At 62.0% G+C, this 25,758-nt stretch carries 27 protein-coding genes; 10 read left to right on the top strand and 17 right to left on the bottom strand.

Annotation, left to right across the window (positions count from 1 at the left end):
- Positions 1 to 116: 116 nt before the first annotated feature.
- The 5 genes from AS9A_RS22205 to AS9A_RS22185 form a co-directional block, all read right to left on the bottom strand.
- Positions 117 to 656 carry a hypothetical protein gene (locus AS9A_RS22205; protein WP_013798107.1) on the bottom strand — a complete coding sequence of 180 codons (540 nt, stop codon included), beginning with the start codon at positions 654 to 656 and terminating at the stop codon, positions 117 to 119.
- Complete coding sequence (locus tag AS9A_RS22200; protein ID WP_013798106.1) at positions 653 to 1,426, bottom strand: hypothetical protein; 774 nt, start codon at positions 1,424 to 1,426, stop codon at positions 653 to 655. The genes AS9A_RS22205 and AS9A_RS22200 overlap by 4 nt, the downstream gene beginning before the upstream one ends.
- Positions 1,419 to 2,249: a hypothetical protein gene (locus AS9A_RS22195; protein ID WP_013798105.1), complete on the bottom strand. Its 831-nt coding sequence runs from the start codon at positions 2,247 to 2,249 to the stop codon at positions 1,419 to 1,421. Before AS9A_RS22195 ends, AS9A_RS22200 begins: the two co-directional genes overlap by 8 nt.
- A gap of 55 nt (positions 2,250 to 2,304) precedes the next feature.
- Positions 2,305 to 3,435, bottom strand: coding sequence for a hypothetical protein (locus AS9A_RS24265; protein ID WP_013798104.1), 1,131 nt, complete (start codon positions 3,433 to 3,435; stop codon positions 2,305 to 2,307).
- Positions 3,436 to 3,737: 302 nt separating this feature from the next.
- Positions 3,738 to 5,357 carry a cutinase family protein gene (locus AS9A_RS22185; RefSeq protein WP_148262664.1) on the bottom strand — a complete coding sequence of 540 codons (1,620 nt, stop codon included), beginning with the start codon at positions 5,355 to 5,357 and terminating at the stop codon, positions 3,738 to 3,740.
- Between the two features lie 457 nt (positions 5,358 to 5,814).
- On the opposite strand from AS9A_RS22185, the gene AS9A_RS22180 reads away from it, so the two are divergent.
- From AS9A_RS22180 to AS9A_RS22170, 3 genes are all read left to right on the top strand, one after another.
- Positions 5,815 to 6,264, top strand: a complete 450-nt coding sequence (locus AS9A_RS22180; protein WP_013798101.1) for a helix-turn-helix domain-containing protein — start codon at positions 5,815 to 5,817, stop codon at positions 6,262 to 6,264.
- A 159-nt stretch (positions 6,265 to 6,423) separates the two neighbouring features.
- Positions 6,424 to 7,071, top strand: coding sequence for a helix-turn-helix domain-containing protein (locus AS9A_RS23025; protein WP_013798100.1), 648 nt, complete (start codon positions 6,424 to 6,426; stop codon positions 7,069 to 7,071).
- A complete protein-coding gene (locus AS9A_RS22170) occupies positions 7,068 to 7,457 on the top strand; it encodes a hypothetical protein (protein ID WP_041452407.1) in 390 nt (129 codons plus the stop codon). The genes AS9A_RS23025 and AS9A_RS22170 overlap by 4 nt, the downstream gene beginning before the upstream one ends.
- Here the strand turns inward: AS9A_RS22170 and AS9A_RS22165 are convergent.
- The 7 genes from AS9A_RS22165 to AS9A_RS23980 form a co-directional block, all read right to left on the bottom strand.
- Entirely contained in the window at positions 7,407 to 8,486 is a 1,080-nt protein-coding gene (locus AS9A_RS22165) for a hypothetical protein (protein WP_013798099.1), read from the bottom strand. The genes AS9A_RS22170 and AS9A_RS22165 overlap by 51 nt on opposite strands.
- 3 nt (positions 8,487 to 8,489) lie before the next feature.
- Positions 8,490 to 8,969, bottom strand: coding sequence for a hypothetical protein (locus AS9A_RS22160; protein WP_013798098.1), 480 nt, complete (start codon positions 8,967 to 8,969; stop codon positions 8,490 to 8,492).
- 19 nt (positions 8,970 to 8,988) lie between these two features.
- Complete coding sequence (locus AS9A_RS22155; protein ID WP_013798097.1) at positions 8,989 to 9,903, bottom strand: nucleoside hydrolase; 915 nt, start codon at positions 9,901 to 9,903, stop codon at positions 8,989 to 8,991.
- Between the two features lie 437 nt (positions 9,904 to 10,340).
- On the bottom strand, positions 10,341 to 10,550 hold the full coding sequence (locus AS9A_RS23585; RefSeq protein WP_013798095.1) for a hypothetical protein: 210 nt from the start codon (positions 10,548 to 10,550) through the stop codon (positions 10,341 to 10,343).
- 256 nt (positions 10,551 to 10,806) lie between these two features.
- Entirely contained in the window at positions 10,807 to 11,442 is a 636-nt protein-coding gene (locus AS9A_RS22145; RefSeq protein ID WP_041452423.1) for an RES family NAD+ phosphorylase, read from the bottom strand.
- An 8-nt stretch (positions 11,443 to 11,450) separates the two neighbouring features.
- On the bottom strand, positions 11,451 to 12,050 hold the full coding sequence (locus AS9A_RS22140; protein WP_013798091.1) for a hypothetical protein: 600 nt from the start codon (positions 12,048 to 12,050) through the stop codon (positions 11,451 to 11,453).
- A 641-nt stretch (positions 12,051 to 12,691) separates the two neighbouring features.
- Positions 12,692 to 13,090: a hypothetical protein gene (locus AS9A_RS23980; RefSeq protein WP_148262663.1), complete on the bottom strand. Its 399-nt coding sequence runs from the start codon at positions 13,088 to 13,090 to the stop codon at positions 12,692 to 12,694.
- 15 nt (positions 13,091 to 13,105) lie between these two features.
- Here AS9A_RS23980 and AS9A_RS24260 point away from each other — a divergent pair, with 15 nt between their 5' ends.
- The 3 genes from AS9A_RS24260 to AS9A_RS23580 all read left to right on the top strand — a co-directional run bounded on the left by AS9A_RS24260 (position 13,106) and on the right by AS9A_RS23580 (position 14,747).
- A complete protein-coding gene (locus AS9A_RS24260) occupies positions 13,106 to 13,282 on the top strand; it encodes a hypothetical protein (protein ID WP_158307403.1) in 177 nt (58 codons plus the stop codon).
- Positions 13,283 to 13,351: 69 nt separating this feature from the next.
- Complete coding sequence (locus tag AS9A_RS22130; RefSeq protein WP_237707996.1) at positions 13,352 to 13,966, top strand: hypothetical protein; 615 nt, start codon at positions 13,352 to 13,354, stop codon at positions 13,964 to 13,966.
- A 565-nt stretch (positions 13,967 to 14,531) separates the two neighbouring features.
- Positions 14,532 to 14,747: a hypothetical protein gene (locus AS9A_RS23580; RefSeq protein WP_083826723.1), complete on the top strand. Its 216-nt coding sequence runs from the start codon at positions 14,532 to 14,534 to the stop codon at positions 14,745 to 14,747.
- A gap of 876 nt (positions 14,748 to 15,623) precedes the next feature.
- Here AS9A_RS23580 and AS9A_RS23975 read toward each other — a convergent pair.
- The gene (locus tag AS9A_RS23975; RefSeq protein WP_049793981.1) at positions 15,624 to 15,926 is read right to left on the bottom strand and encodes a hypothetical protein; all 303 of its coding nucleotides are present in this window, start codon (positions 15,924 to 15,926) and stop codon (positions 15,624 to 15,626) included.
- Positions 15,927 to 16,094: 168 nt separating this feature from the next.
- On the opposite strand from AS9A_RS23975, the gene AS9A_RS23970 reads away from it, so the two are divergent.
- On the top strand, positions 16,095 to 16,616 hold the full coding sequence (locus tag AS9A_RS23970) for a hypothetical protein (protein ID WP_148262662.1): 522 nt from the start codon (positions 16,095 to 16,097) through the stop codon (positions 16,614 to 16,616).
- A 281-nt stretch (positions 16,617 to 16,897) separates the two neighbouring features.
- Here the strand turns inward: AS9A_RS23970 and AS9A_RS22120 are convergent, their stop codons facing one another.
- The 3 genes from AS9A_RS22120 to AS9A_RS22110 form a co-directional block, all read right to left on the bottom strand.
- Positions 16,898 to 17,521, bottom strand: coding sequence for an RES family NAD+ phosphorylase (locus AS9A_RS22120; RefSeq protein WP_013798084.1), 624 nt, complete (start codon positions 17,519 to 17,521; stop codon positions 16,898 to 16,900).
- Positions 17,515 to 18,093 (bottom strand): MerR family transcriptional regulator, encoded by a 579-nt coding sequence (locus tag AS9A_RS22115; RefSeq protein WP_013798083.1) that lies wholly within the window; start codon positions 18,091 to 18,093, stop codon positions 17,515 to 17,517. The genes AS9A_RS22120 and AS9A_RS22115 overlap by 7 nt, the downstream gene beginning before the upstream one ends.
- A gap of 598 nt (positions 18,094 to 18,691) precedes the next feature.
- Positions 18,692 to 20,113: an ATP-dependent nuclease gene (locus AS9A_RS22110; protein WP_148262661.1), complete on the bottom strand. Its 1,422-nt coding sequence runs from the start codon at positions 20,111 to 20,113 to the stop codon at positions 18,692 to 18,694.
- 550 nt (positions 20,114 to 20,663) lie between these two features.
- On the opposite strand from AS9A_RS22110, the gene AS9A_RS23005 reads away from it, so the two are divergent.
- The 3 genes from AS9A_RS23005 (at position 20,664) to AS9A_RS23570 (ending at position 24,010) form a co-directional block, all read left to right on the top strand.
- The gene (locus AS9A_RS23005; protein WP_049793978.1) at positions 20,664 to 21,692 is read left to right on the top strand and encodes a site-specific integrase; all 1,029 of its coding nucleotides are present in this window, start codon (positions 20,664 to 20,666) and stop codon (positions 21,690 to 21,692) included.
- A gap of 813 nt (positions 21,693 to 22,505) precedes the next feature.
- Positions 22,506 to 23,423, top strand: coding sequence for a ParA family protein (locus tag AS9A_RS22100; RefSeq protein ID WP_013798078.1), 918 nt, complete (start codon positions 22,506 to 22,508; stop codon positions 23,421 to 23,423).
- Between the two features lie 161 nt (positions 23,424 to 23,584).
- Positions 23,585 to 24,010, top strand: coding sequence for a ribbon-helix-helix domain-containing protein (locus tag AS9A_RS23570; RefSeq protein WP_237707995.1), 426 nt, complete (start codon positions 23,585 to 23,587; stop codon positions 24,008 to 24,010).
- A 908-nt stretch (positions 24,011 to 24,918) separates the two neighbouring features.
- On the opposite strand, the gene AS9A_RS24745 is transcribed toward AS9A_RS23570, so the two are convergent.
- Positions 24,919 to 25,674, bottom strand: coding sequence for a hypothetical protein (locus AS9A_RS24745; protein WP_237707994.1), 756 nt, complete (start codon positions 25,672 to 25,674; stop codon positions 24,919 to 24,921).
- Between the last annotated feature and the right edge of the window lie 84 nt (positions 25,675 to 25,758).

The following is a 25,758-nucleotide window of genomic DNA, read 5'->3' as shown; positions in this document are numbered from 1 at the left end:
GCAAGCTGAACCGCACCAGCAACAGCAGTCTGGGACGTGGCGAACCACAGCATCCAGCCAAGTGCTTCCTGATGGTCAGGCGTGAGTCACCACCGGAATGACCAGGTACATCGCGTTCACAGGGGCACCCCCATCTGGGGCAGCTGCTGCTGGATGGCGGTGATGATCCCGGCACCGGCCGCGAGCACATCTCCGGGGAACTGGTGGCTGCCCGGAGGAATTCCGTCCTTCGCGCGCCAGCTTGGAAGGCTGTCAGGCCCTGCCGAGATAAGACCTGGATGGTGGCCGATTGCCCAGTGCGCTGGCGCGGCCGCGCGAACCACTTCCCGGTACTGGCGGACAGGTTTTGTGTCCTCACGCGACGCACTCACGGTGATGACACCGAGCGGCCTGCACGCAAGGTTCTCGCTCTGGTGCTGCATGAGCAGAGCGTGCGCCGCCTTCAGGCTCGCGATGGTCTCGCGCGCGACAACCACCACGAATGGTGACTCCGAATGGGGGTCCGCCCCGGATGGCCACTGGTGCTGGCAATCCTCCGCGAACTCGAAAAACGCGGCGAGTGTGGACACTCCCGCACCGCCGGTTGCTCCCAGAAGCCACACCGCTGGGCCGGGCTGCGGGGCGGGGATAGACCCGTCCCACACCGTTGTGGTCATGCGAGGTTCTCCTTTTCCTCAGAAACGGGGGCAAAGCGGCCGATGATGTCGAGCACGTCAGTCCATGCCTCGAACGTGGCGCGGCTGATCCGGGTATGGTCGAGCACTCCCGGCCTGGCCAGAACAGGGTCGAACGGGATTTCGACCACACCAGCTGTGCGTGACTCGAGTGCTTCGCGCACACCGCTGACATCGACCATCGGTTTCGGTGCCTGGTGTGAAAGCACAACGACGGTTTCACTAAGGAAGTCCTGCCCGTAGGTCGCGGCCAGCCACTTCAACGCGGCCCGAAGCCGCGCAAGCGGTTCCGCGCGGGCGGGCGCGGTCACGACCAGTGGTGGACCTGAATCAATCAGTCGTGTTAACCGGGGTGAGCGAAACGCGCTCCCCGCGTCATAGACACGGGCGCTGCCCCTCGCGGCGAGGAGTTCGTCAATCAGCGCTGGATCACCGAGAGACCCCTCCTCGCCCGCGCCGAAGACCACCGCGCCTGCAGAGGTGACGGCCATGGTGTCCTCGAACTGGCGCAGCCGCTGCGATTGTGCAACGGTCCCAGCTGCCGTGCGGGCGAGAAGATTCCCGCCGTCTGAGGTGGTATCGACCACAGACACCTCGCATCCGGTGCCCAGCCGCAGAGCAGTCGATAACCCGAACGCCGTTGTCGTCGATGCGGCGCCACCAGAGCCCGCGACGATGACCGCGCTCAGCGCGGCAGGATTACTGATCTCCGGTGACCGCATAAGCGTGACGATCCGTGACTTCTCAGGCACCGCCGATCACCTCCTCAACCGAGGCGATCCGGTACTCCTCGCCAGCAGGCACTACCACGACGCGCTGAGTGAACCTGCCCTCATCATCGGAGGGTGCACGAAGGTGCATCTTCACCTCGAAGACCTGTGGACGATCCGTCGTGCTCACCGTGACGCAGTGGTCAGTGCCGCGCGGCACCTCACCAATCCCGGCTTGCAGCTGTTCGACCGACCGTTCCGGGTTCATCAGTGATGCTGCACGCGCCGCATCACGATCCGTGTAATAGGCATACTGAAACGCCAGGATGACGCCCACAGGTGTCCGTGGATCGCCCGGGCCGTTCGACACCAGGCTGTACTCGGTCGTCTCCGGCGCACACCACGGAGTGAACTCTTCCTCTGGCTCCGGTGCTGGTTCGGGTTCAGCGGACACCTCCGGGGACGAAACCGCTGTCGTCGATGCCGCGTCCGCGGTGATATCGGCAGGCTCATCACCGCCACCACCGAGCACCGTCACTAAACCCGCGACACCCAGCACCACTGCCGCCGCCCCCGCCGCGCCCAGCATGAGCGTCTTGCGTGTCGGATTAGCCGACTGCTGCTGCTCAGCGAGAGCATCGATCAGGTTTTCGCTGGGGATATGTGCCCGCACCCAGGCAGGTATCTGCCCAGTGCCAGCCCCGAGGCGCACAGTGCCGAACTCGGCATCAAGGTCGAACCCGGCACCGAGGCCAGAATCGGTATCTGACCCCGCCCCGGCCATCTCGGAGAGCGGATCATCGCTGTAATCCTCTGCAAGATCGGGGAAAAGGTCGTTCCCGCCGTCTGAAAAGTCCGTGGACAATCTTCACTCCATGAATAGGAGGGCAGGACACACGCAGTGCCCTGCCCTGCTGCTCTTACTCGCCGAAGAATCCCGCCAGGCTGGACTCGAAGTCAGCGATCGCGGCCTCCGCTTCGGAGACCAGATCGACCACGGGAACCGTGGGAAGCACGTCAGTAAACGGTGCCGGTTCCTCGAACACGTTTGCCTCCGGTTCCGGTGCGTTCGCGGCCTCAGCGGCCGGGGAAGGCTCTGCAGTTCCCTCAGCAGCCGGTTCAGGATCAGTCGCCACCTCCGGCGCAGCGAACTGTTCCAGGCCCGGAATGTTCTCAGCGCCGGGGATGTAAATCGGTTCGGGTTCGGGGAATAGCTCGCGCGCTTCCTCATCCGGCAGGGTGTCACCCGCCCCAAACGCAGCTCCGGCGAAGGCGCCAGCCGCACCACCCGCGACCGCGGCAGGAATGCCAACAGCTGCCGCACCGATCGCGCCGCCGGTTACCGCACCGGCAGTGCCTCCAGCCACAGTGCCCACACCCGGCACGACGACGCTGCCTCCAGCTGCGCCGATCGGTGTGCCGATCCCCGCGCCAGCCGCACCGCCAATCAGGGCGCCCGCGCCACCCGTGACCAAAGCGCCGGTCGCGCCGCCAGCCATCGTCGCGGCAGCAACCCGGTCTGCGCGGTCGATGTCACCCAGGCCAGCGTCTACCCACGCGTTCGCGATATCCGCCTCGATGAAGGCGCTTTGGTTGTTTGTCTTCTCCAAGTCGTCATCCGACATCCACTCAGGCTTGTCGGTGATGAAATCACCGATCCGCAGACGCCCTTCCGGTGCTGCGATCGGAGCGATCACGCCGCTGCTTTGAGGAGCGGGCGCAGGAGCCGGAACGGATTCCTCAACAGGAATGCTGTCCGGTGCCGGTGCCGGTGCCGGTGCCGGAGCAGGTGCGGTGTGCGCTGGTGCGTCGTACTGCCGCCACTGCACGTTCTCGTAGCGCTGTGTCTGCTGCGGCACCTCGACCCACACCTGACGCTGCGGAGCTGGTGCTGGTGCAGGGGCGGGCGCGGGAGCTGTTCCTCCCTGACCGGAAGGTGCCTGTGACGGCGCATCCGTCACCCCGCCCTGCCGTTCAAGTGGATTCGCTGCGGCGATAGCTGCACCCAACGACCCGGTTGCCACGAGTGCCACGAGAGACGTTGCGGTCACTCGTCTTCCCAAATGTTTCATTGACTTCCTCGATTTCCTCTCCGTGATGCTGAAACAGGTCCCGCCGGGCTGCTCAGGAACAGCGATCGGCTCGGTACGTGTGCGTGTTCGGGAATCCGTGTTCCCCCGAACGCGGCAACCAGGTCGTGGATCAATTCCTGGTTGATCTCGTGCGGACGCCGGTCGCCGGACGCCGGTCGCCGTGCAGCTGCAGATACGCACACGCCGTCTCCTCGTAATCCACGCCGGGTCAAAGCCTGGCGCTGCGGCAAGCTGGTCCCGAATCTCTTCCAGCGATATCCTCACGACTGCCCGGCCTCCCCTGGCTCACGTGTTGTGACGGAGTCGATCGGCAGTCGCCCGGGCTGTGGTGCCGGTACCACCCCTGATGACGACGCTTCGGTTTCCGAAGGAGAAACAATCGTTGTTGGCGAAGGCGCAGTCGATGAGTGGGATGTCGTCGACGGTTGAGGTGATGGTGTCGCTGGAGCGGTCGTCTCAGAAGGCTTCGTACCGGTTCGCGCCTCGATATCCGAAGCTGCCGCTGTCAGCCACTCAGCGACGAACTTCGTTGGGGACCAGCCCCCCGCGGTGATCGGTACAGACCCGTACGAGCCATGCGCTGCTGGGTTGCGGGCGTAAGTCGATAGCGCCTGCAAGTCGAACAGATCTTCATTTTCCTCGAGTTCCGCTGAGACAATGTCGAATGTCTGCTGCACGACGCGGGATACGGTCGCTGGAGGAATCACCTCAACTGCCGCTTCTCCGACTTTCGCGGCCAGAACCGCGAAAGCTGCTGGCGGGTGCGCTAATCCGACTGCAGCAATCTGCGCGATCGTTTCAGGAGTAATGACCTTCTGCGCCACCGAGATCACCGCATTCGCGGCGACAAGGCCCACCTTTGTCAGCGCCGCGAGTGCTTCGTCAGGGGCCGGAATGCTGGCGTTGGGTGCGGTGGCTGCTGCGACTCGCTCTGAGATGGACTTCGTCGGCTCAATTGACAAGTTCTCCAGCGCATTTCCGGGAACCTGGATGTCTTCGTTGATCGTGTCGACCGCCACGGTGAACGCTGAGCTGGAAAGGGATCGGCCGATAGTTTCCAGAGCAACGATCGGGTCACCGCCGATAGCGGTTTGCCCCGCAACCTGCACGACCGCCCGTGCGATCGGAGCTTTGACCGGGGCGTCACACGCTAGGTCTCCAGGTGTGCAGAACTCCGCCACACGCCCAGTGAGCAGCCCGTAATCGGCGGCGATATCTTCTTCCGGACCAATTCCGGCGCCCTCCGGCGCGATGTAGGACGGCTCGGGCAGGGACCGGACAGCTTCTCCCCCCGTGCCGGGCACAGGGGCTGGCGACGCCGACTGCGTGCCAGGGAATGGCCCCGCTCCCGCACCGCGAGTCGGTGAGCCGAACACCGCTCCGGCGGCGACTGCTGAGGCAGGGATCGAGCTTGCGCCGCTTCCGATTTCGGAGAGGAACCTCGATGCTACGTGACCGCCCTGCGAATAGCCGATCGCGGCAATTCTGGTGCCCGGGCAGTCAGCAAGAACGCGTTCCGCCGCGGACTCCAGATTATCGACACCCTTGGCTACCGAGTCGATGTACGGTTCGGGGCCGCCAGGAACCATGCCGCCGAATCCAGCCGGATACGGCACGTAAGCGCGGTCAACCTGCACCCCTGCCCGGCGCGCCCGGTCCAGAAATGGGGACAGAACCTCACTCAATGCCCCGGTATCTGTCTTTACGGGGGCACTCGGTGACGATTGCCCCGTCCCCTGCATCGCAAGGACATACAGGCCAGGGCAGCTGTCTACGAGCTGGTCACGCCAATCAGCAGACGCATGCGCAGGAGCGGCAGTAACCGCTGCAGTCGCGATAGCAGCGGCCGCTGCAGCACTCAGCTGGCGAAAAAGGGACATTTCCGATCCTTCTCCTGCTCCTGCGCCCGGATCGCCATGACGCGTTCTGTTTGGTGTCTTTTCCGGCTCGCGAAATGGGAATTGCGGCGGGTGAGCCGAGACGAATAGGGAGATGCAGAGATCCAGCGTCCAGCACGCTGAGATCACGATCAGTGCCCTCCTTTGCTGCTGCGTTCCTGCAGACAGCGGGGGCACCTACAATCGAAAGTGCCCCCGCTATCGGACTGTGGGTCCGCTCTGGGTGGTAATCACCCGATGCGGGGACTTAGGGCCTCCCGTCAGCAGCCATGTCGCCAAACTTGATCTGCTGACGGTGAGGTTTTATTTCTCGCCGTCTCTACCGATATTTCAGCTATTAGTACACTACCACTATTCCTTACCACAGTGACTTACCGCTAGGACGTGAAAGACGATGAATCCCCGTGACCGTGACCAACTACGCGGGAGAAGACAAACTGTGAGCAGGCGTGTCATGCGGGGCTTCCGGGGTGAGCGACTCCGCGAGATGCGCGAAGCGTGCGGGATATCGCAGCAGGACCTTGCGCGCATGGCGGATTTGAGCGCCGGGCTGATCGTTGGACGGTGGGAGAACGGTGAACGCTCGCCGCAGGTCGACCTCCTGGCGCGTGTTGCCCGCGTCCTGAATAAGCCGATCGAATATTTCGTCGACATCTCCCCTGAGGAGCGATTCCTTGGTGACCTGCGCATCCTGCGCGGGCTTACTCAGCCCGCTCTCGCGGCGCGCATCGGCATTTCTACCGGATCGCTCGCCGAACTGGAACGAGGCCAGAAGCGCCTGCCCCCTGAAGTCGCGCAGCGCCTTGCCGGCGTGCTCGACTTCCCCGTCGAGGCGGTCATCGCCGCGCACGAAGCTGTGCGCACCCGCCCGCCTGGTACCCCACCCTGAGTGCATGCGATAAATTTAAGCAGTTGGCGGTCAAGTTGCAACACAGACGTTCCTGCGCGGACCGCGCGACATGTATGACTTTCCAGGTAATGCCGTGTTTTCCTTCGTCGGTTACCGTTAGAGTTTAGCAATGTGCCCTTAAATTTCTCTTGGAGCGCCATGGATGAGGATGCTGCGGATCGTCTGGCCCGCGCGGTGCGGGAGCGGCGGAAAGAACTGGGGCTCAGTCAGTCTCAGCTCCATGGGAGGGGCGGACCGTCCGGGCCGACTCTTGTCAGGATCGAGCACGCTGAGGTGCCCCTGCCCGGTCCTGTGACGCTCGCGAAGCTTGACCGGGCGCTCGGCTGGACGCCGGGGTCAGCGAACGCGGTCGTCGAGGACGGGACAGAGCCTAACCTGTCAGAACAGCAACCGTGGATTCCCGGACGAGGCTCCACCACCGTTCCGATCACGGTTGTTACGGACTTGATTGGCGTGGCCGACCGCATCGGTCAGCTCGCTGAAGACACCAGCACCACTCTGTCCGAGCTACGACACCGGTTGCGCGCCGCCCAACGCGACCTCGCCGTCATCCTGCATCCCATCTACGGGGCGTACCTCACGCATCTCCTTGAAAGAAACCGTCGGGACGGTGCCGCTGACCTCAATCCGCTCGTGCCGGTCTTCGAGCAGCTCCTCAGAACCAGCGAGAGCACCGAAGACATCGGGGAGCGGCAATACAGGCGCTGGCTCGTGGGTATGTTCGAGCCTGACGAGGAGACCAAGCAGCGTTTTCACGCACGCTGGAAGGCAGCGACGACACAGTGACGTACCCGGAGCTATCCACAGCAGAAAGGATTAAGACGCTCTTCCGGCTGTGGGAGGGCGTGGATCACGTTGCGACCGGACTTGCCGATGTCGCTGCCGCGCTGACGTCGGCAGGACTATCTGTCACCGCGCGGGAGCTGGAAGACGCCACCACTGGTGAAGGTGCGCTTTCCGGCGATGTGCTCGCCGCGCTGGCGGCGCATTTCCGCGCACAGCCGGAGTATCTGACCAGTAATGACCCGGCCGTCTACAGCACGATTCATGCCGAGGCGAGTCTACTGATCAGGATGAAGAAAGGCGGCGTCACCCAGCTCTACCTGCGCGGTGCCCCAACCTCAGCCACGCGGCGTCTGCTCAACCAGATTCTGGGGAAGGATCAGCGCTAGCTCCTGCCCCACTGAATCCACAAAAACCAGCCACTCATCTGCTGTGTCGCACCGGGGTACAAGAAATTCCTCACGGGGGGATTGAGCGGCCGGAGTCAAGCACCCCAGCACCCTGCGCGCAACCTCGCTAGAGGAGACAGAGTGCTCTGACGACGGTGCTTCCGTAGCGCCCAGGGCGCGCAGCCCGTCGTAGATTTCTGTTGCCATTCTCAGGCGACTCTGTCGCGAGGACAGCGCGCTGCCTGATGTGAGGATCACTTCCGGCATTTCAGTGGTCACGACCGACCACAATGTGGCGACACCATCGACCCGGCGGCCTCTAGCATGCGTGATCAGGGCACGTGCACACACGGCCGCGGCAGCAGCTAGCAGCACGGCGAAAACCCAGGTGTTTGTGGATTCCTTCGCGGATACCACTCCCGCGCCGGAGCCGAGTGCCTTCATGCCGGCAGCCAGCAGCATCGTCGCGGCATCGATGAACATCAGAACCAGGACGATGATTACCCCGAGGACCGTGCCATTGCCGCAACGGCGGCCGCGCTGCAGCAGGGACGTGAAATAGGCCGCGCTCACACTGAACAGGCCCGCGCTGACTGGAAACGCAAACAGAGCGAAGTACATGACGGAACGCCAGTCAGCGAGCGACTCTACTGTGATGTCCGCTTCCCTAGCTGGAGACGCCAGCAGGAACATCACCACCCCAAAGCCCAGAACCAGCCCATACCTCGCAGTCATCCTCCGGCGGCCCGGATTGATGCGCCAGGCATTGTGCAGGCCAGACAGTGCAGTAACTGACAGCATGACCATGACATGCACCAGCACACGCAGATTCACCGAACCGAGCAGATGAGCCACAACTGGTCCCACTATGGGGTCCTTGAGCACTAGAGCGGCCCCGCCGAACGCCAGGGCCGCCGTGAGCCGGCTGTTATCGAGCGAGCGCGGCAAGTAAATGAACCGAGCGATCACAATGCTCCACACAAACAGCACGATCAGCAGGTGCGGAAGAGCCGGAACGGTGTTAATCATGGCTCACCCCAGAAACGTCCCGAGCATGCGGGCTGACTTCTTCGCCGTCCCCTGATCAACGATCAAGGTCGCGAGCAGCTCCGCTTCCTGTTCCTCACGCGTATCGAATGTAGTGCGGCCAAACATCATCTGAACATCGTCGGGGTCAAACGACGGAAACCACGCTTGCAGCAACTCGCGTGGCGGCTTCTCCCCTGACTGATGCTCCAGCAGCATATGTGCGAGCTCGTGACAAATGACCAGCTCGGTATGCCACCGCGGGCTGCCCTCCGCGACAACGAGTACGGCCTGGCCGGGGCAAACGAGCGTCATGCCGCATGGCGAATCCTCGAGCGCCTCAGGCGGCACCGTCTGTACCTGAATTTCGAAGCCCATGACAGCGCTGACCTCCCCGATCAGCGCGTCGATACTCCACGGCTCCGGCATCCGCAGCCGTGCCAGCACCTCACGGGCACGGCGCTCAACGGCGCGCTTCTCACTCATGGCACCAGCACCGAAGGCATCAGCATGCCCCTATCGTCTGCTGGATCCGCTCCAGCACCGCCTGATAGTCGACCGCGGTGGCGAACTCGTGCGGCCCGTCCCCTGTAGCCCACAGCGCCGAACACCCGTCAGCGCGAATGACTTCGCCGGTTCCTTTCTCGGACTCGACCACAACACCGGGCTGTGCCAGCACCGCAGCAGCAACCGAATCATGCGCCGTAACAATCAATTCTGCACTTTCGTACATGCGGGTCGCGTACTCGGCGTACCCCGCAGAAATGGAGCGGACAAACTCGCCCAGAACCCCTTCAGCACGTTCGAACAGCGTAAACGGCACATGCAGCGGTGCGGTGACATTCATCCCCACCCACACCACAGCACCCGCGGCCGCGGCGACAGCGGCCGTTGCGGCGGGATCATGGTTTGTGTTCGTGTCACCCTTGATCAGGAACTGGGGGTAGCCCGCGAGAACACGATCGGTATTCGCGCGCGGTCCCATGCCGCCCATAATGACGACCCGGCGATACCGCTCCAGAACGCCTGGGTCATCCCGAAGCGCGGCCGCGACATTCGTCAACGGTGCCAGACAGAGTAAGTCGCGGGTCGGATCTGCCATCTCACTGATCAGCGCCGGAGCTGGCAGAGCGGACAACTCAGCCGAGGAGACTCCCAGACCCGTGTTTCCCAGACCGTCACTGCCGTGCGGTGACTGGCTGTAGTCCTTGCCGTCAGGCTCGATCCCGGCAGCGATAGGCACACCCGAATGGTCGGCGGCAGCCAACACGGCTGCCGCGTTGCGGGCTGCCTGCGCAGCAGAACAGTTCCCCGCCGACGATATGACGGCCGCAACATGAACGTCTGGATCACGCAGGAGTATCAGCAACGCCAGCGCGTCATCAACGCCACAGTCAGTGTCGACAACCACCTCGCGCACGCAATCCTCCTCATGCCAGCCCTCTGAGTTTAGGCCAGCATCCGCCGCCCCTCCGTGCGATCTACGCCACCTGCGGCCCGCTCAAAGCGAAGCGTCTACCGTTATTACAGGTGTGCCACGGCGTGCCGAAGCGCTGGAGTCAGCCTTCCTGCAGCGGTATTCGCGCTGATTTCTGGCCCTGTTCCGCTGCTAGTGGGGCGGCGTAGCCGCTGGAGGACAGTGGGCTGACCGTGTTGGTGATCGTGCGGTAGCCGGTGAGACAACCTCGGCCGCAGCGGAGATGGCTGGCATGGCCAAACGCGTTCTCATGTGCGGTTTCCCACCCCTGTTTCTCTCTCCCCTTGGAGTCGGCCCGATGAAGGGGCTCGTTCTGCAGGATTGGATGCGCTTCCTCGTGGGGGAGTTTCGCCTCACACCAAGACATGCCCCGGAAATACTTAGTCGGGCCTGCTGAGGCGGCGCAGCTGGTCGGTGATCCGTTCGAGTCGGTCGAGGATCGCTACCGCGTCAGGGTCGGCGTACACGCGGGCCAGAAGTTCGGGGTCATCGGGGTAGACCCCGGCGTGGAGATCGGCGAGGAATTCTTCCGGCCAGGGCGGGCCGTCAGGGACGGGAGGCGGTATGTCACCGCCGGGTTCGTGACTCATGATTGCCAGTCTTTCTTCGCACCACAGCAGTGACGGTTCAGCCCAGCTACAGCAAAAAGCCGACCACCTCAACAACATAGTCCAGCCGTGCAAAGTCGCGTTACCGAACACCTGCTTGTGTGAATGTGACGTCTAAACGCGCTGCCGGTACGGGGTCATTGTGCGGGACGCAGAATCCCGGCTGTATCTCCATCATTGGGTTCCGCGGTTTGGTCACCACCTGTGCTTCTAGCTCCGTTCGGGGCGTAGGCAGGGATTAGACGAGGCTGTAGCCGATCCGGACCGCGGCGGCGGCAAGCCGGATCTGGATCCCCGGATGCGATAACGGGTTCGAGGTCAAAGGACGATTGGGGAAGGCATCCGCAACCGGTCTGAACAGCACAATGCAGGGGCCACCGGAAAATCGGCCCCGATACACAAGACCATCCAGATCGGGGTGTGCAGCCACGATCGCGCGGGCCCACCGCTGCGTGACGCTGTGCGGCGCGCTCGCCAGCGCGAAGTTGCCGCCCACGCGGGTCGGCCACCGGCCCTCACCGAACCCGCCGACATCAAGAAGCCGCAGCTCACGCGTGAACCGGAACCCAGTGAGATACGGGGATTCACAACTGCGATCGATCACCCGGCTGTGCTGGAACGCTTCCGCGAGCGCGCCAGCAACATCGAGGGCTCCGTACCACACCCCACGCCGGGGATGCTCTCCTCGGGGGTATGGCTGCGGATCGAAACGGAGCACCGGACCAAACATGCGAAAAGCGTTCCAGGGCAGGCTGTGGCTACTCTCGGTGCGGTGGACACGCCACACCACCTGGCTAGGTGGCAGCGCGCACACCTCGCCGGACTCGATTCCGAGCGCGCCCAACTCCGTCACCGAAGGTGGATGCGGCAGCATCCGCGCCACTAGATCAACTGCCAGCTGGATGCGGCAACAATATCGAGCGCAGCCTCCGGATCGCCACCAGCTGCGAGCCATTGCACGATCGATGACGGAGCACCCTCAATAGTCAGATCTGCACTGGGTTCAGTCAGCAGCCCGTGCACAGTCAAAGGGTGGGTGCCGTCCGGCATCGCAGACAGTACCTTGTCAATGTTCGGCACCAGCCCATCCTCGGTGAACTGAATCTGCGGAAGCAGCAGCTTGTGTCCCACCTTGAGAGCCCACAACGAACCCGCGCCAGTCCGCTGCCGCACACGCGAGGCAGAAACACCAAGCCGCTGAGCGGCCGCCTCCACAGTCAGCGCGCCGCTTGTCAGGGACCGCATTCGTGCTTCACGGTCAGCGCGAGCGACGGCCACCGACAGTGGGTCCTCACCAAACCCGGCTGCGTCATAGAGTTCCGCGTCATGCTCACTGATCTGCGCACCCGGATGCGAATGACGGTGCAGAGCGCGAAGGAGAGGGAGTAGCGCAGGCCGGGCAACATCCGTTCCCAGCGCTTCACTGGCGGCGGCTTCGAAGTCAAGCTCGCCCGCCAGGTAGCGGTCTTCCAATGCACCCATAACACCACCCCTCACTACTTCTAACAGTGTAGCGAACTGTTAGCTGCTTGAGGCTGCTCTCCACACCATGTCGCCGACGCCGCGCGAAGCACACCGTCGCCGAAGTCCACCTAGACCGCGAAATCAGTGCCACTTATCGCCGCGAATGATCCACAAAGACCGGGTGAGGCCGTCTGGCCTCAGGTTAGGGCGTACCGAACCCTGAAATCCCCAGTCGGTCAGGGCCGCTGCACGGATGAACTCAGACATCCGTGCAGCGGGTTCAGGCGTGGATGTCGTTGTAAGGACTCAGGACATGCTTGACAGTGCGACCTTTTCGCGTGCGCACCCTCCGATGGCTACCAACCGAAGTATGCCGGAAGGCTTACTTCCGGACGGTCGACCCTATCTCAGGCCTTCAGCGCAACGGTAGCTGTGTCCGCCGGTCGCTCGGGAACTCGGCGTGGACCGCAGCGCCACCAGCATCTCGCAAAACCTGCTCCCTCTCAAATCCCGCGTTGTGTACGTTAGAATCTAACGTACACAACGTACACGGAGGAGGTGTCATGGCGTCTCGTGTTCCTCACAGAAAGGCTGGCATTAGAAGCCATGTCAAGCCAGGACTGTCGGCCGTCGCCTTCAAGAGAAGCAGAACCCTTACGTCAGCCCGGAGCAGCGTCCACGTTCCCGTGAGAGCCTTTACGCAGCGGGCTGGCTGGAGTCAGGGGAAGGGGCCTGTCCTTGTTGATGAGCACCGGATTGCCAGGATCGTAGAGGACGTACTTGGTAAACGCGGCGTGGGCCTGCCGGATAGCCCCGCAGGCGGTTCTCCGCTTCCGGAGGGATATGCCGATGCAGTACACCGAAGCAACCTTTCGCTGCTGGAATCCCTCGAGACGGTTAAATCCGGGCAGGCTAACAAGCTGCTCTCCCCCAGATCGGAGTCGGATAGCCGCTCCCAGGTTAAGAAACTCCGCGACAGCGGGGATCTCATCGGCCTGCCGCGGGGGCAGCGCCCGGACTATGTCTACCCGGTGTTCCAGTTCGACCGGGCCAGACACCGGGTTCATCCTGTGGTGGCACACGCGAATCAGCTGATCGGTGCCGCATCCGATCCGTGGGGTGCAGCGTCGTGGTGGCTGACCCCGGCTGAGCCGCTGGACGGTGCAACCCCGCTCACTCTCCTGGAGTCGGGCAGGCTCACCGAGCAGCAAGTAGACGCGGCGGTTCTGTGGGCGCAGAGAGCTATGTAGGCATTGCGCGAATACAACGGCAATCCTGCGGACACAGATGTCATTCCTGCAGGCGCCAGCCTCTGGCGCGTGTACCGTACCGGTTCTCCCTATTCACCTGTGTCGTTCAACACCAGCGGCATCCCTCCGCTAGCCGATGAGAGACAGGCTGAGCTTCTCAGTTCCTCCCAGGGCAGGTTCGACCTGGTGCACGATCCGGAGATCTGTCCCGGAGGAGAGGAACTCGGCGGGCAGCTCTATGTGGGCATGAGCCTGGCAGCAGCAGTCGCGGAGGGCGTCCTGCGCAACGCGAACATACCGCAGTCGCTGCGCGTTCCCTCGATCTGGCTGGCAGGCAAGTCACTGGCACTCATCTCCGTGCTCTCCCCTGTCAGGGTTGCCGTCTTGCATGGGACTCCCAGTCTGACCAGGCTCAGCCTGGACGGATCACTGGCCTCATCGACCTGGAGGGACTACGCCTGGTCCAGGATCACTGCGGCGCGTGTACTGCTCGCAACCCCTGGCGCACAGGGAATGCGGTACCAGTGCAGGCACGCCCCGGCAGAACTGGCTTCCATGCTGATCGACGGGCGCGGCCAGCCGGCGCTCAGACTGGAACGTCATGGCAGGCTCGACGTACAGGGCTGGGCACGAGACGCAGTCGTGTCCTCATTGTTCTCGGATTTCGGCCTGGTCACTACATAGGCGGTCGTGGTGTTTCTGGTGCTGGCGTTCAGTCGCTAACGACGACCGTCGTCGTGGATGCTCGGACTTGTGTGGCGTGTCAGGTGGTTTCGTGTCTCTAGTGTCGCTGTTTAGTGCTTCCCTGGAGGTGAGGATGACTGCGCGGACGTGTGAGCGGGGCGGGGCTGGCTCATATCGGCGAGTCATGAATCTTCGCCACACAACAGTGCCAGGTTTAGCGCCTCATCGCCACGCAGGATAGGCGGGTCGCTCCTCGGATTCATGCCCACGCCCTTGTCGCACTTTCGTCCCCACGCTCGTCGCCATTCCAGCTATCACGACTTACTCATTTCGAGATTCTGCCGAGTTCCTTGCCCTACGACGAGCGGTTGAACGCTGGCCGCATCTATCAGGGACACCGCGAAGCTTGGTGTGCCCAGGCGTACCCATTTCGCTTCAATAGCGCTCATGGGGCAGTCGATGTGCTGATGGCTATTAGGCGCCAACGGCATTCGAAATTGGCTATCCGCAACTCGCCGGCGTGTCCTCCCCGTTACCGGATAGCCAAAACGGCAAGATTGTGCCCATGGCTGGATTACGCAAACCTGGTCGCCCGAGCAAGGGGCCGAGAGAAGCCTTTCTCGCGCGCATGCACCCCGAGTTGAAATCCGCCCTGCATAAGGCGGCTCAGGACCGAGGAATCACCGCGAACGACCTGATTGCTGTGCTGATTGCTGAGCACACCGGCCGGACGCATCTTGTGGACTACCAGGAGGTACTGCCACTGCAGAAGACCGCCTAAACGCGAGCGGATTCGTACATACCGGCGGTACAGGCTCTGCAGAGACAAGAGAAGACCCCGGCTGCCACCGGGGTCTTCCGAGAGCCAACCAGAGAGCCAGGCTTTTCTCTGATTCTGTGCTGCCCCTTTGAGAGGAGCAAAACTGCTTGTCGGCAGTTTTGAGGGTACCGTGCACCCTCACACCATTCAACTGAACACGAGCGAAACACGCACGAAGTTCCATAAACATCACGTGGAAATTTGTCGTATGACCTCGCCGTTCAGAGTTTTTCTGTCTCTCGCGGGCGTGCTCAGCGGGTCATCGCCCGTGCATCAAGCCTCCCAGTTGCCGCATCGCATCGCTCAGCCGTTTGGTCGCGTTAGGCCGGTACGTCAACTGACTCAACCGCATTCACCGAGCATCCACCTAAATCTCGGGACGCGGCATCGATCTCCCATCGGGTATGGCCGTAAGAGCCGCACCCAGCTTTCGGCAGTAAGGAGGTACTCCAGCACATCGATCGGACAACTGCATTTGTCACTGATCAGGCACATACCCCAGAAATGACGAAAACCCCCGGGCAAGGGGGTTTTTGAAAACTTTCGTCAGGGTGAAACGAAGTTGGCGCTTCGTTTCGGTCTGGTCCTACTGAGAGGACAGAATTGCTTACAGGCAGTTCTGAGGGTAGCGCATACCCTCATACCGCTTCAACGTTTTCAGCCAAAACACCGTGTGTGTCGCGATACCGCGGCTGTACCCGCACTCGGCGCAGGCGCGGTACTGCGCGCACTGCACCGGCAATCGTGGCCGCGCTCGCCCCCGCTCGGTCTGTTGCACTGGAACTCGAACCCGATGCATACCAGAGTGTTCCCTGCTGGTATCGCCGCGATACATGGCTAGCGGACGTCGAGCGTGTCTACACGCGCCACTACAGCCGGGCCCGCCGCAACCTCACAGCTGGGGTTAGCCTCAAAACACTCCTGCGCGTCGCAACCGTCATGGCTGATGCCGCAGATCACGCCACCGGCCGCAACTCTCGCGTCGACAACACCACCATCGCTGCGAAAATCCAGTGCGCCACAAAAACTGTCACCCGCGCCCGCAACCTTCTGCGCGAACTCGGCCTTGCCACGGAAATACTCCGCGGTCGCCAGCGCACCCGCACCGAACGGATGGCGTCCTGGCGCTGCGGCGACCACTCTCGCGGGTGGGCTTCGGTGTGGGCACTCCACCACCCTAAACCCGCTATCCCTGTGGATAACTCGCACGTAAAAAGTGCGCCATACAACAGAATGTCTACCCACCCCCGTAGGGGTCACTTTGAAAGTACCTCTTACGTTGAGAGAGAAATAACTACAGGCACGCCTGTGGAAAAACGAGCGCCTACGGCGCAGGCCCCTACCAAGGTGGCCCGCGCTGTCGATCCGGATGGGCTGCGGCTCGCCAGAACATGGCTTTCCGACCCCTCAACACCACACTGGGCGCGCAGACACACCCCGCACGGGTGGGCCCGTGTCCTCACCAAACCCGCCCTGCACGGCTGGAGCAGCCGCGACCTCAACCAGGCGCTACGCGACTGGCAAAGCTTGGGTCACTACCTCCCCCACCAGCCCCACCGCCCCATCGGACTCATCGGCAGAATCCTCACAGCCCTCGACCTCAACGAACGCCCCGCCTCCGCGGACATCGCCCGCGAAAACGAAGCAGCCCAACTGCGGCGCCAGCGCGCACGCTGCCCCCACTGCGACGAACACGGCTGGCGCATACCTCCACCGAACTACACCGGCCCCGACCTCGCCGTCCGCTGCAACCACACCGAGGAACAGAACGCAGTCTGGATGCAGCTACAAAGGAGCGAACTACCGCTTCAACAAGAAGGGGATGCATAGAACGAAGAGGACATTCACCTGCTCAAAGTTGCACATTCCCGGCCAACTTCCGCCAGCGGAAAGCCCATATTAAGTCCATATTAACGACCTAGCCTGACCCGTACGTATGGTCGTTCAGGAGGCCCCATCACATGGGCAGCCCGGCGCTATGGCTTGCCTGAGGGTTCGGTCTGGTGAGACTGATGACGCGGGCCGGCCGCCACTCAGCAACACGTATACTCCCCTAGACTTTCCGCCTAGATATAGTGATCTGACGGCGGGTTGGTGTGGGCCCCTCCCGGTTAGTACGCACCGTAGCCGAGTGTTTCGGCGGCTCGTTCAATCAGTGACCACACCATCGGATGAGACAGAGGCCTCGAAAAATCAGGTGCGGACGGGATCGATGCTGCGGTCCGGTCGTAGAGCACCGGCATGGATTCACCGGTCATTGTGGACGGCGCCCACAGCCCATCGAGGTCTTCCCACTGTTGGTGAATGGCACGAGACCAAGCCCGGCAGGTCGACCGCGGGGCCGCCGTCAGCGCGTACGCGGCGTTGTTTCTGACTGCCCAGCCCTGCGTGAGATCAAGTAACTTCAGCGGTCGGACCGGCGTCCACGAAGTCAGGCAGGGCGCACCGGTCACGGTGTTGACCCTGCGGGTGGTCTGAAATACCTCCGCAACCGCGGTGTGCACACTGCATGCGGTGTACATGATGCCGAAACCAGGGTGGATTCCGCGTTCCGGCGGGTGCGGATCATAGCGCGAGCTCACTACTGGACCGAATTCGCGAAACATGTTCCACGGCAGGACATGGGATCCGCGGGTTCGGTGGATTCTCCACACGGGATCGGCGTACTCGATGATGTCACCGTCGTTGCGGACTAGCGGCATATGCGGTTCACGAGGAACCTTCGGTTTTACCACCGATCGAAGTCTTCAATCATGCTGACGATGACGCCCGGGTCGCGGCCAGCAGCAAGCCACTGCGCTGGCGTGTGGCCATCGATAAATTCGTGCGGGCTAGTCATCATCGCGGCGATATCGAGGGGATGCGCATCATCCGGGATCGCCGCAACGACCTCAGCCAGCCCTGGAAGTAAGGCGTTCCCGGCGAACTGCCAACGTGGAATGCGGAGCCTTGAACCCACTTTGAACGACCACAGGGCATCCTCGTGGATGCGGCGTGAAATCCCCGACGGATCGACCCCTAGCTGCTGCGCTGCCTGCGTCCGGCTCAGGGAACTGGCAACGAGATCCTTAACAGACCTGGCGACGGCGACGGCGTGCCGATGCTGTTCGTCTACGGGATCCCATTGCGCGAGCACCTCATCGGTGCCCTCACCAGCATGCTGGGTTAAGTATTCCAGTTCGTGAGCGGAGAGCGGCGCGGAGCCGGGATGCTGAAGCGATCGCAGTGCTGCGTCAAGCTCCCCCGCCAAGTCGTGCTCCGTCAACCCCACGTTGTACCGGTCAAGCACATCTTTGATTGCCGACATCGGATCGCACCTCCACTAACTCTACGCACAGTATCGCACACAGGTGCGCTATGGTGCGAGAGCATGAGCGAAGGCAGTGGCGACACACGAGAACCGCGCTACAAGATAATGCCGCCGGGTGCGCTGGCACCGACAGAGCGCTGATGGATCACGGCCGTCATCCGTGGAAGTCTCTTCGAAACTTGGGTGCCGGGTGGATACGACCACGGGCACTGCACCGGCGATCCGCACGCACTCTAAGCAATAGCCGTCGCCTCGCAATCTGGTGGCTACGAGCTTTGGGTGCAGGTGCCTTCACCGTAGGCCCCGAGCTCCCGAAGCTGTCCTGAAGTGCAAAGTGGAGTCTGGACACTGGCCAGAGTTGTTCGAGGTCAGTCGATCGCGGTGGCTGGTGTGCCGGTGAGGGCGCCGGGTGTCCGTTGAAGGTTCCTCAAACGGACGCCGTTGTCACTGCGTTTGGATTTGCGGAGCGTCTGAGACCGAATGCCTGCTCCATGCGGGCTGGCATCGATGTGCTTTTCGCGGGAAGTTCGCGCGCGATTCAAATCCGTTAGGCAGTGTCCCGTTCCATGAGGGAGGTCACCGCGGTAGGTGCACCTCAGCCGCTGAGATACTCGTTCACGCCCTTGTACATTTCCTCAACTCTGGGACGGAGCTGCGGGTCGATCTGGTTGTCGTGCCAGAGGCCGAGCTTTTCGCTCGTTGCCTTCCTGGCCGGCTTGGTGCGGATGTCATCAGCAGGTAGAACCGCAATGTGATAGCCCGGGAACGCTTCTCTGATCCTCGCTGCGGTAGCGGACTTGTCGCCGTCGAAGACTGCGACAACACGTCGGAAGCCCAACTCCGACAGCATCTGCATGATCATGTCCATTTTCTCGGCGCCGCCGACGCCCCAGCCGAAGAACGAGCCTTCCATCCGCATGCCGAGGGCCTTGTCGATCTTCTTCTCGAAGAACACTACGTCTTCCTGGCCCTCGGTGAGGATTACCCCGTCTTCCAGGAAGAACACCTCGTTCGCTGCGAGCCCCAGGGCGTGGGGATTATTGGTGTCCGATCCCAGCCTGCAGACCTCCCGAAGTGTTTCAGGAGTGGCTTGTCTGATCTGCACGGCCCCGTTCTCGTTCTTGTAGACCCGTGCGATCCTTGCGCCGTTCTCGATGTCGCTCCAGTCGATCAGATACGGCGAATGCGTTGTGTAGATGATCTGTCGTGTCGTTGCATGCTCCGAGAGCACCGTCCGCAGTCGCTTCTGCAGTTGCGGGTGCAGCGAGAGTTCGGGTTCGTCGATCACGATGATGTCTTGGTCGTCAGAGTCGTAGAGGGCATCGAGAATGGAGAAGAGGCTGATGATTCCCTCCCCGACGCCGTCGCTTGTATGTGACGCGCCTCCAGAAAGGAGGAACTTGATGAAGTAATGGTCGCTGTCCGCCAGATCGATCGTCCAATTCGGGCAGGGCACGACGACCTTGGCAAGCAGCTCGTCAAACTTCGTCTTCGCCTCGGGATCACCCACGATCTTGAAGAGCCTGGAGGCGAACATGCTGTCGAGCTGCTGCGGGCGCCGCCTGTGCTCCGACTCGTTGAGCAGGTAACTGTGCCGGGCCATTATGTCGGTCCTGCCGAACATGGGGTCGAACCCACGGCGGGACTGTACGAACATCGCCTGATATGTGTGGTCTCCCCTACCGCCCCCGTATTCCCAGCGAGTCTCGCTCGACGACGGCTCGACGGACACAAGATGGCTTCCCACACCCGACGGAAGGGTCAGCTTCAGGTCGACCCTATCCCCGAAAGCCTGGTTTCTCTTTGACGCAGCGAACGACGAGTTCTGCCTTCTGGTGACGGCACGCAAGGCCTCAATGACAGTGGACTTACCGCTGTTGTTCGCCCCAAGCAAGACTGTGAGGCCGCTTCCGGGCTTGCCATCCGGAATCGCAAACTCACTCCTCTGCGAATCCGCAAACCCCCGAAGACCGCCGACCTCAAGCGACGAGATAAGTCCCATAGTGCTCTGCTCCAATCAGACCTGATGGTGCAGCACCGTACAGCAGAACACTGACAAATTCTGCGGTGGCGGTGCAGGCATTGCGTGCGCCCTCTTTCGCCCGCTATGAGGCCGCCAAGCGCCCAATTTTGCGGTAGTTCGTACTCGTCGGATCCTCAAGTGCAGTAGCCGTTTTCGATCCGTTGTCCCTTAACTCCACCAGCGAGAGAAAGGTTCCAGGGAGGTGTCTTCTTGCCAAAAGTACCTCCGCATCACCGAACTCACATCCGGTTCGACCAATGCAGCAAGTCCGGTCTCATGCCAGGCCCACACCCTCATTTGCGGCCGGTGACACGATCCTTACCGGCAGCCCCTCTATTCACGGCTCTCGCGCCGGAGATTTGATGATAAGGGCGATTTATCAGCAATTCCCCAGAACTGGCTGGTCTTCCACGGTGCTGACTGGATCCTCCAGCGCTAATCCGTCACGTGACGGGCAAGCCTCTGCCAGGCCGGATTGTCAGAGTCGAAAGCTACAGTCAGGCAAGACAATCCCCCATTGCCAGAGAGGGTGCCGGGCCTGCTCGTGACGACACTCGACCGGCCGCCAGCGGGCGGCACAGCGCCTGGTGACCTGTCGGATGAAGCGACCTTCCGTGCTGAATACGGGGCGCGTATGCGACAGGCGCTGCGCGCACCAAACACCCACCGCGCCTACAACTCCGACCGGACGCACTTCGAAACCTGGTGCGAAAAACGAGGAATAACCGCGCTGCCCGCCGGGGAGCAAACCCTGATCGGCTACCTTCTGTACTGGGGCGATCCGGCCGCAACACGTCACTGCGACGAAGTACTGCTGAGCCCAGTAACACTCGCCCGCCGAATCTCGGGCCTGAAAGCCTGGCACGCTGCGACCATGCAACCCTGGCCCCAATACCGCAGTGGTGAAGACAATCTCATCGCCTACACGCTCGACTACATCGCCCGCGCACAGAAGGCCACGCCAGGGCGTGCACGAGCACTCTCCCTCAAAAAACTCGACGCCGCCGCGCGTGCTTTACCCGCCACTCCCCTAGGCCGCCGCAACAAAGCCATCCTGCTCACCGGGTTCTACGGCGCGTTCCGCCGCTCCGAACTCATCAGCATTGATCTTGCCGACGTGACCTTCGACGACGACCACGACGACGGGATGATCCTTCATCTCCGCGCATCCAAAACGGACCAGAAAGGCAGCGGCAGGTATATCCCCATTAACTACCAAGCCAGTGACACGTGCCCCGTCATGGCGGTGAAGCAGTGGCTGCAAATACGAGGCCAGCGACCGGGACCCCTGTTTACGAACATCGGCGGAAGCCGAAACGGCAACCGTGATGCCCGCCTCTCCCCCGCTACCATCACTCACATTGTCAAAAACGCAGTTCACGCGATCGGTGAAGACTCCAACACTTATAGCGCCCACTCGCTGCGCTCAGGATTCGTCACAACCGCGGCGAAGAAAGGCGTCCCTGTCAGACTCATCCGTCAGCAGACTGGCCACGCGTCCTACGAAATGCTCGACCGTTACATCCATACCACCGCCAACCTCACCGACAACGCCACTCGCTACCTGCGGTAATCGTTAACCCAAGAGGCACATATACGAGCATCGACCCGGTACCTGCGCCCGTCAGCTGTGCGGCCGGTGTGCCGTGTCGAAAGACCGGCCTTAGGCGTTCCCGTCAACACGTCATGGCACCGACCGTATTGTCAGAGGCAAGTCCCTGCTAGATCGATGGGAAAGTGCATGTAGATCGCCGTTATGTGGCCTGCCAGCAGACATTAGCGATGCCAGCTGTGTGGCCATAAGCCGTCGCTGCATACTCCTGGTCAAGATGACCTGCCACAGACTGGCGTACGTCGCTAGCTATTTACCGGCAATCGGTGCGATACAGGTGATAGGTAAGTCGTTTAGATAGGAGATCTGCTGCGGCGCATAAAAGGAGATGCGCAATACTCACCCAGCGGAGGCAGGCCAGACAAGCAAAAAGGCCATGGCACCGGTGCGTACAACGAACCTGCAAAGGGGACAGAAAAGGCCCATAACGCGCCGCGTGCATGGGTTTGAGAACCACCAGATACAAAGACGTAGTAAGGCCAAAGCCCATGGCGTGTAACAGGGGCTAAGAAAGGTGGTGTAACAGAGTCTACGCAGGGGCAGAGCAACGGCCCGAATAAGACCATACGTACACCCATGCGAGCGGGACTAGTAGGGACCATCTGATGCGCCCAAGGCGAAGACATGCACCAGGGCCGGACATGCCCTTAAACAGGTCGCACGGCGCTACCACTCTACGACCGCTACTGCCGCAGATCTCAAATACCTTGCAGGACAGCATCAGAACCGTGTCACATGACGATATCTAAACCCGCGGGCAGTAACCTCCCAGGTATGACCACACAGCCCTTGCGCAGTGTCCTCGTAGCGAACCAGAAAGGTGGCGTTGGGAAGACTTCCATCGTCACTTCAGTGGCGAGTATGGTGGCCGCGACCGGACGCCGCGTCCTTATTGTCGATGCTGATCAGCAGGCCAACGCCACCGTCTCCGACCTGGGCGTGGAAGGCGACGGTGGGGGAGCGCTGAGCATGGCGCTGCAATACGCTCAGCCGTTAGCCCCGCTGAAGGATGTGCGGCCCAACCTGGATCTGATCGCGGGTGGGACCGCGCTCGCACTTGTTGGTGCTGCCGCGAACACGGCTGCGCATTCGGGTATCGATATGCGCGCCAACCTCCTTCAGGTGATGTCGGCTCTGCAGGAGCAAGAGAGCTATGACCTGGTGCTGGTTGACTCGGGTCCGGGGGACGCGCCGCTGCTGGATGCGCTGCTGGGCAGCTGTACGTATCTGGTGGTGCCCACTAAGGATGATGATGCCAGCCTGTCCGGTGTGGAGCTGCTGGCACGTCGTTATTTGCGGGCGCGGCGGGACGGCGCGGCGATCGAGCTGCTCGGTGTGGTCCTGTTTGATGTGAATCCGCGGGCGACGGTGCGGAACAGGGAGGCAATGGGCCAGATTGAGGATCTTCTCGAGGGAAGCAATGCTCAGCCGTTCCAGACAATGATCCGGTCTGACCGGGCCGCCGCGGTCGACTTGCGGACGAGGCACCTGACTCCGTCGGAACTTGTTGCTGCCGCGGAGGAGCATCAGCGCACGCGGATTCAGCAGTTGCGCACGAAGATTGCGGGGGAGCGGCGCATGTGGTCTCGTGACCCGTCTGGTTTGGCGTCTGATTATCAGCTGCTGACGCGTGAGATCCTGCAGCGGGTCGCCGAGCGTGAAACCGCGACGGTTCCGGGGGGTGTGGCGTGAGTAGCGCTAAACGGCGCGGGGCATTTGACCCGAATGCACTTGGCGGCGATATTGATTCGCTGCTTCCGCAGACCCCTCCGCGGCCCACACCGATTCGGCCCGTGCAGCCGGACTTAGCATCGGATGGTCAACAGGAACGGGAGCACGGGCGACCGGGGAGTGTGAGTGCACCTCCCGCTCCGGTGGTCCGGTCGGCACGGTCCGCGCCGCCGGAGGCGGTGGTGGCTCCCGAGGTGTATCAGACGCTGCGCAAGCTGACCATGCGGGAGCGTCAGGAGAAACCGGACCGGGCGCGTTCTTACGGCCAGGTTGTGCTCGACGCGGTCGAAGCCCACGTCGATGACCTGGCGTCACATTGGCGTGAGACCACAGCTGGTCCGGCTGTGAGCCGCCTGTTCCAGCGCGTTGATCCGTCCCAGCCGCGCCGGCGTCGACATGCCACTTCGCCGGCGCGGATACCGCTTGCCGGGATCATCCCTGAAGACATCCGTCAGCTCGACGCGCTTGCCTCTGAGTGGGGTGCGGGCAGCCGTAGCGCACTTGTGGAAGAAGCACTGCGCCGGTACCTCAAAGTTGGCCAGAAGTAACCACAGCCATCGCATCTTGGGTAGGCGCGGTGGGGGAGCGGCGTACGCGTTTGGACCGAACTTTAATCTGTTGCGGTTAATGTCGGTCCGACCAAGACCTTTTCGACGTTTGCGCGCAACGCCGGTACCACGGCTAGCTTGAACGATTGGGCCGTGAGGCACAGCAGGAAACTGCGGCAAATCCCGAGCGTGCGCTGCCTCGACGATGGCGCGAATCACGAGAAGTTGACCTCATCGGTCATCTTGAGAAGATGGCAGACCGAACGCCACATTCCTCGCAACCACCGTAAGGCTTGGCATGCGCCGACGAGATGACGTGCCCCCCAATATAACAACGACCGCGGATACCAGCCCATTCGTTGCCACGCAAGGATTATCTTTGGCCAGTTCACATCCGGGTTAGCGGCGTTGATTGCTCCGCGGTGCTTACCCTGAATCCACCGACGCAGCTGCGGTGATGGCGCCGAGCTTTGAGTCAGTTGTCTGGCGTCCGATTAGGGTACCAACACCACACGTCAGGCCGGGTAGAACATCGCGCCTCTGCGCTGCCATTTTTCCTGCGGGAACAGGTGATGCGGTGCCTGCAGCGGACACCTTAGCTGCGCAGCTGTGATCGTGGCCTCGGATGAGCTTTGCCTCAGCCAGTAGATAGAGGATCTCGTGCGGAGCAAACCTTTATCCCGAGGAGCGACTGCCTCATCTGGCCGACCTGGGGAGCGTCGGCAGGAGCGCGTGGCATCCGCCGCCACCAGTCCACATTCACCAATCACTGGTGGAATAACGCAGCATGCAACAACTGGCGGCGATCGGCAGTCGCTTGGCAGTCAGCGCCTCCCTGCCGCGGGCAACGCAAGTGGCTGGCGCCCGAACAGCGCCCCGACCGTACTTGGCTTCGCAACCCATTCCCCTTAATCGGCTTTCCTGGCGATGAGCACCGACGCAGCGTCTGTGGCGGTCATGGTATCGGAAACGCCGAGGAAGACACGGTTGAGAAACTTCAGAATGAAGTCCGAGCGGGTGCAGTTTTCACTAAGGTGGACGCTCTTGATTCCCTCAGCTTCCGCGACCTTCGCCGCGCCTTCCTGCAGCCCCAAAGGACTGACAATGATGCCGCCGCTCGCCCCGGTATCGATAATCCGGTAGGCAAGTGCGGCCATGTCTTCTTGCTTCTGCTTCGACGTGGTGTAACGGCGGCACTCGATGATGACGAAGCCCTCGCCGTCCACGGCAACGCCTTTACCATCGACGGTCCAGGTCGTCGTTGAGCGCGTTCCGATCAGTTCCTGGCTTCCTTCAACGCGCTGAAGCTCGAGAGCGTCTGCAATCTGGTCGAGCAGGAAGATAGCGACCTCTTGATAGGTTTGCCAACTTATTGCTTGCGTCACGACAACGATTTTCCTCCCCGCTGCGTCCGGGAAAACCTTCACCGTGGACTGATCATCATCACCACCTATAAGTGTGGTGCCAGCGCTCAAGATGCCAGCACGCCAGACACTCCCTGTCGAGGGAATTGGGCTCGCGGATGTCGCCGCATCACGTGCGTCACTGCCCCGAGCCACCACATTCAAATTCGAATGGCCGATAAAGGAGGACAAGCGAGCCCGGCACGCGTCGCGAGCGCGCACACCCGTCGTTTCAGCGAGTCGGTGCGGCATCTGCTGCATGACGAGCAAATGAAGCGAGCGCGTGGCGTGAGAAAGAACGCCGAGAGCCAGGCATACCGTTGCGCGCGATTAGCGGTTCGCTGG

This window comes from Hoyosella subflava DQS3-9A1 (assembly GCF_000214175.1).
GTDB lineage: Bacteria > Actinomycetota > Actinomycetes > Mycobacteriales > Mycobacteriaceae > Hoyosella > Hoyosella subflava.
Note: the sequence above shows the minus strand (reverse complement) of the source record. Positions and strands in the feature narration are given on the sequence as shown.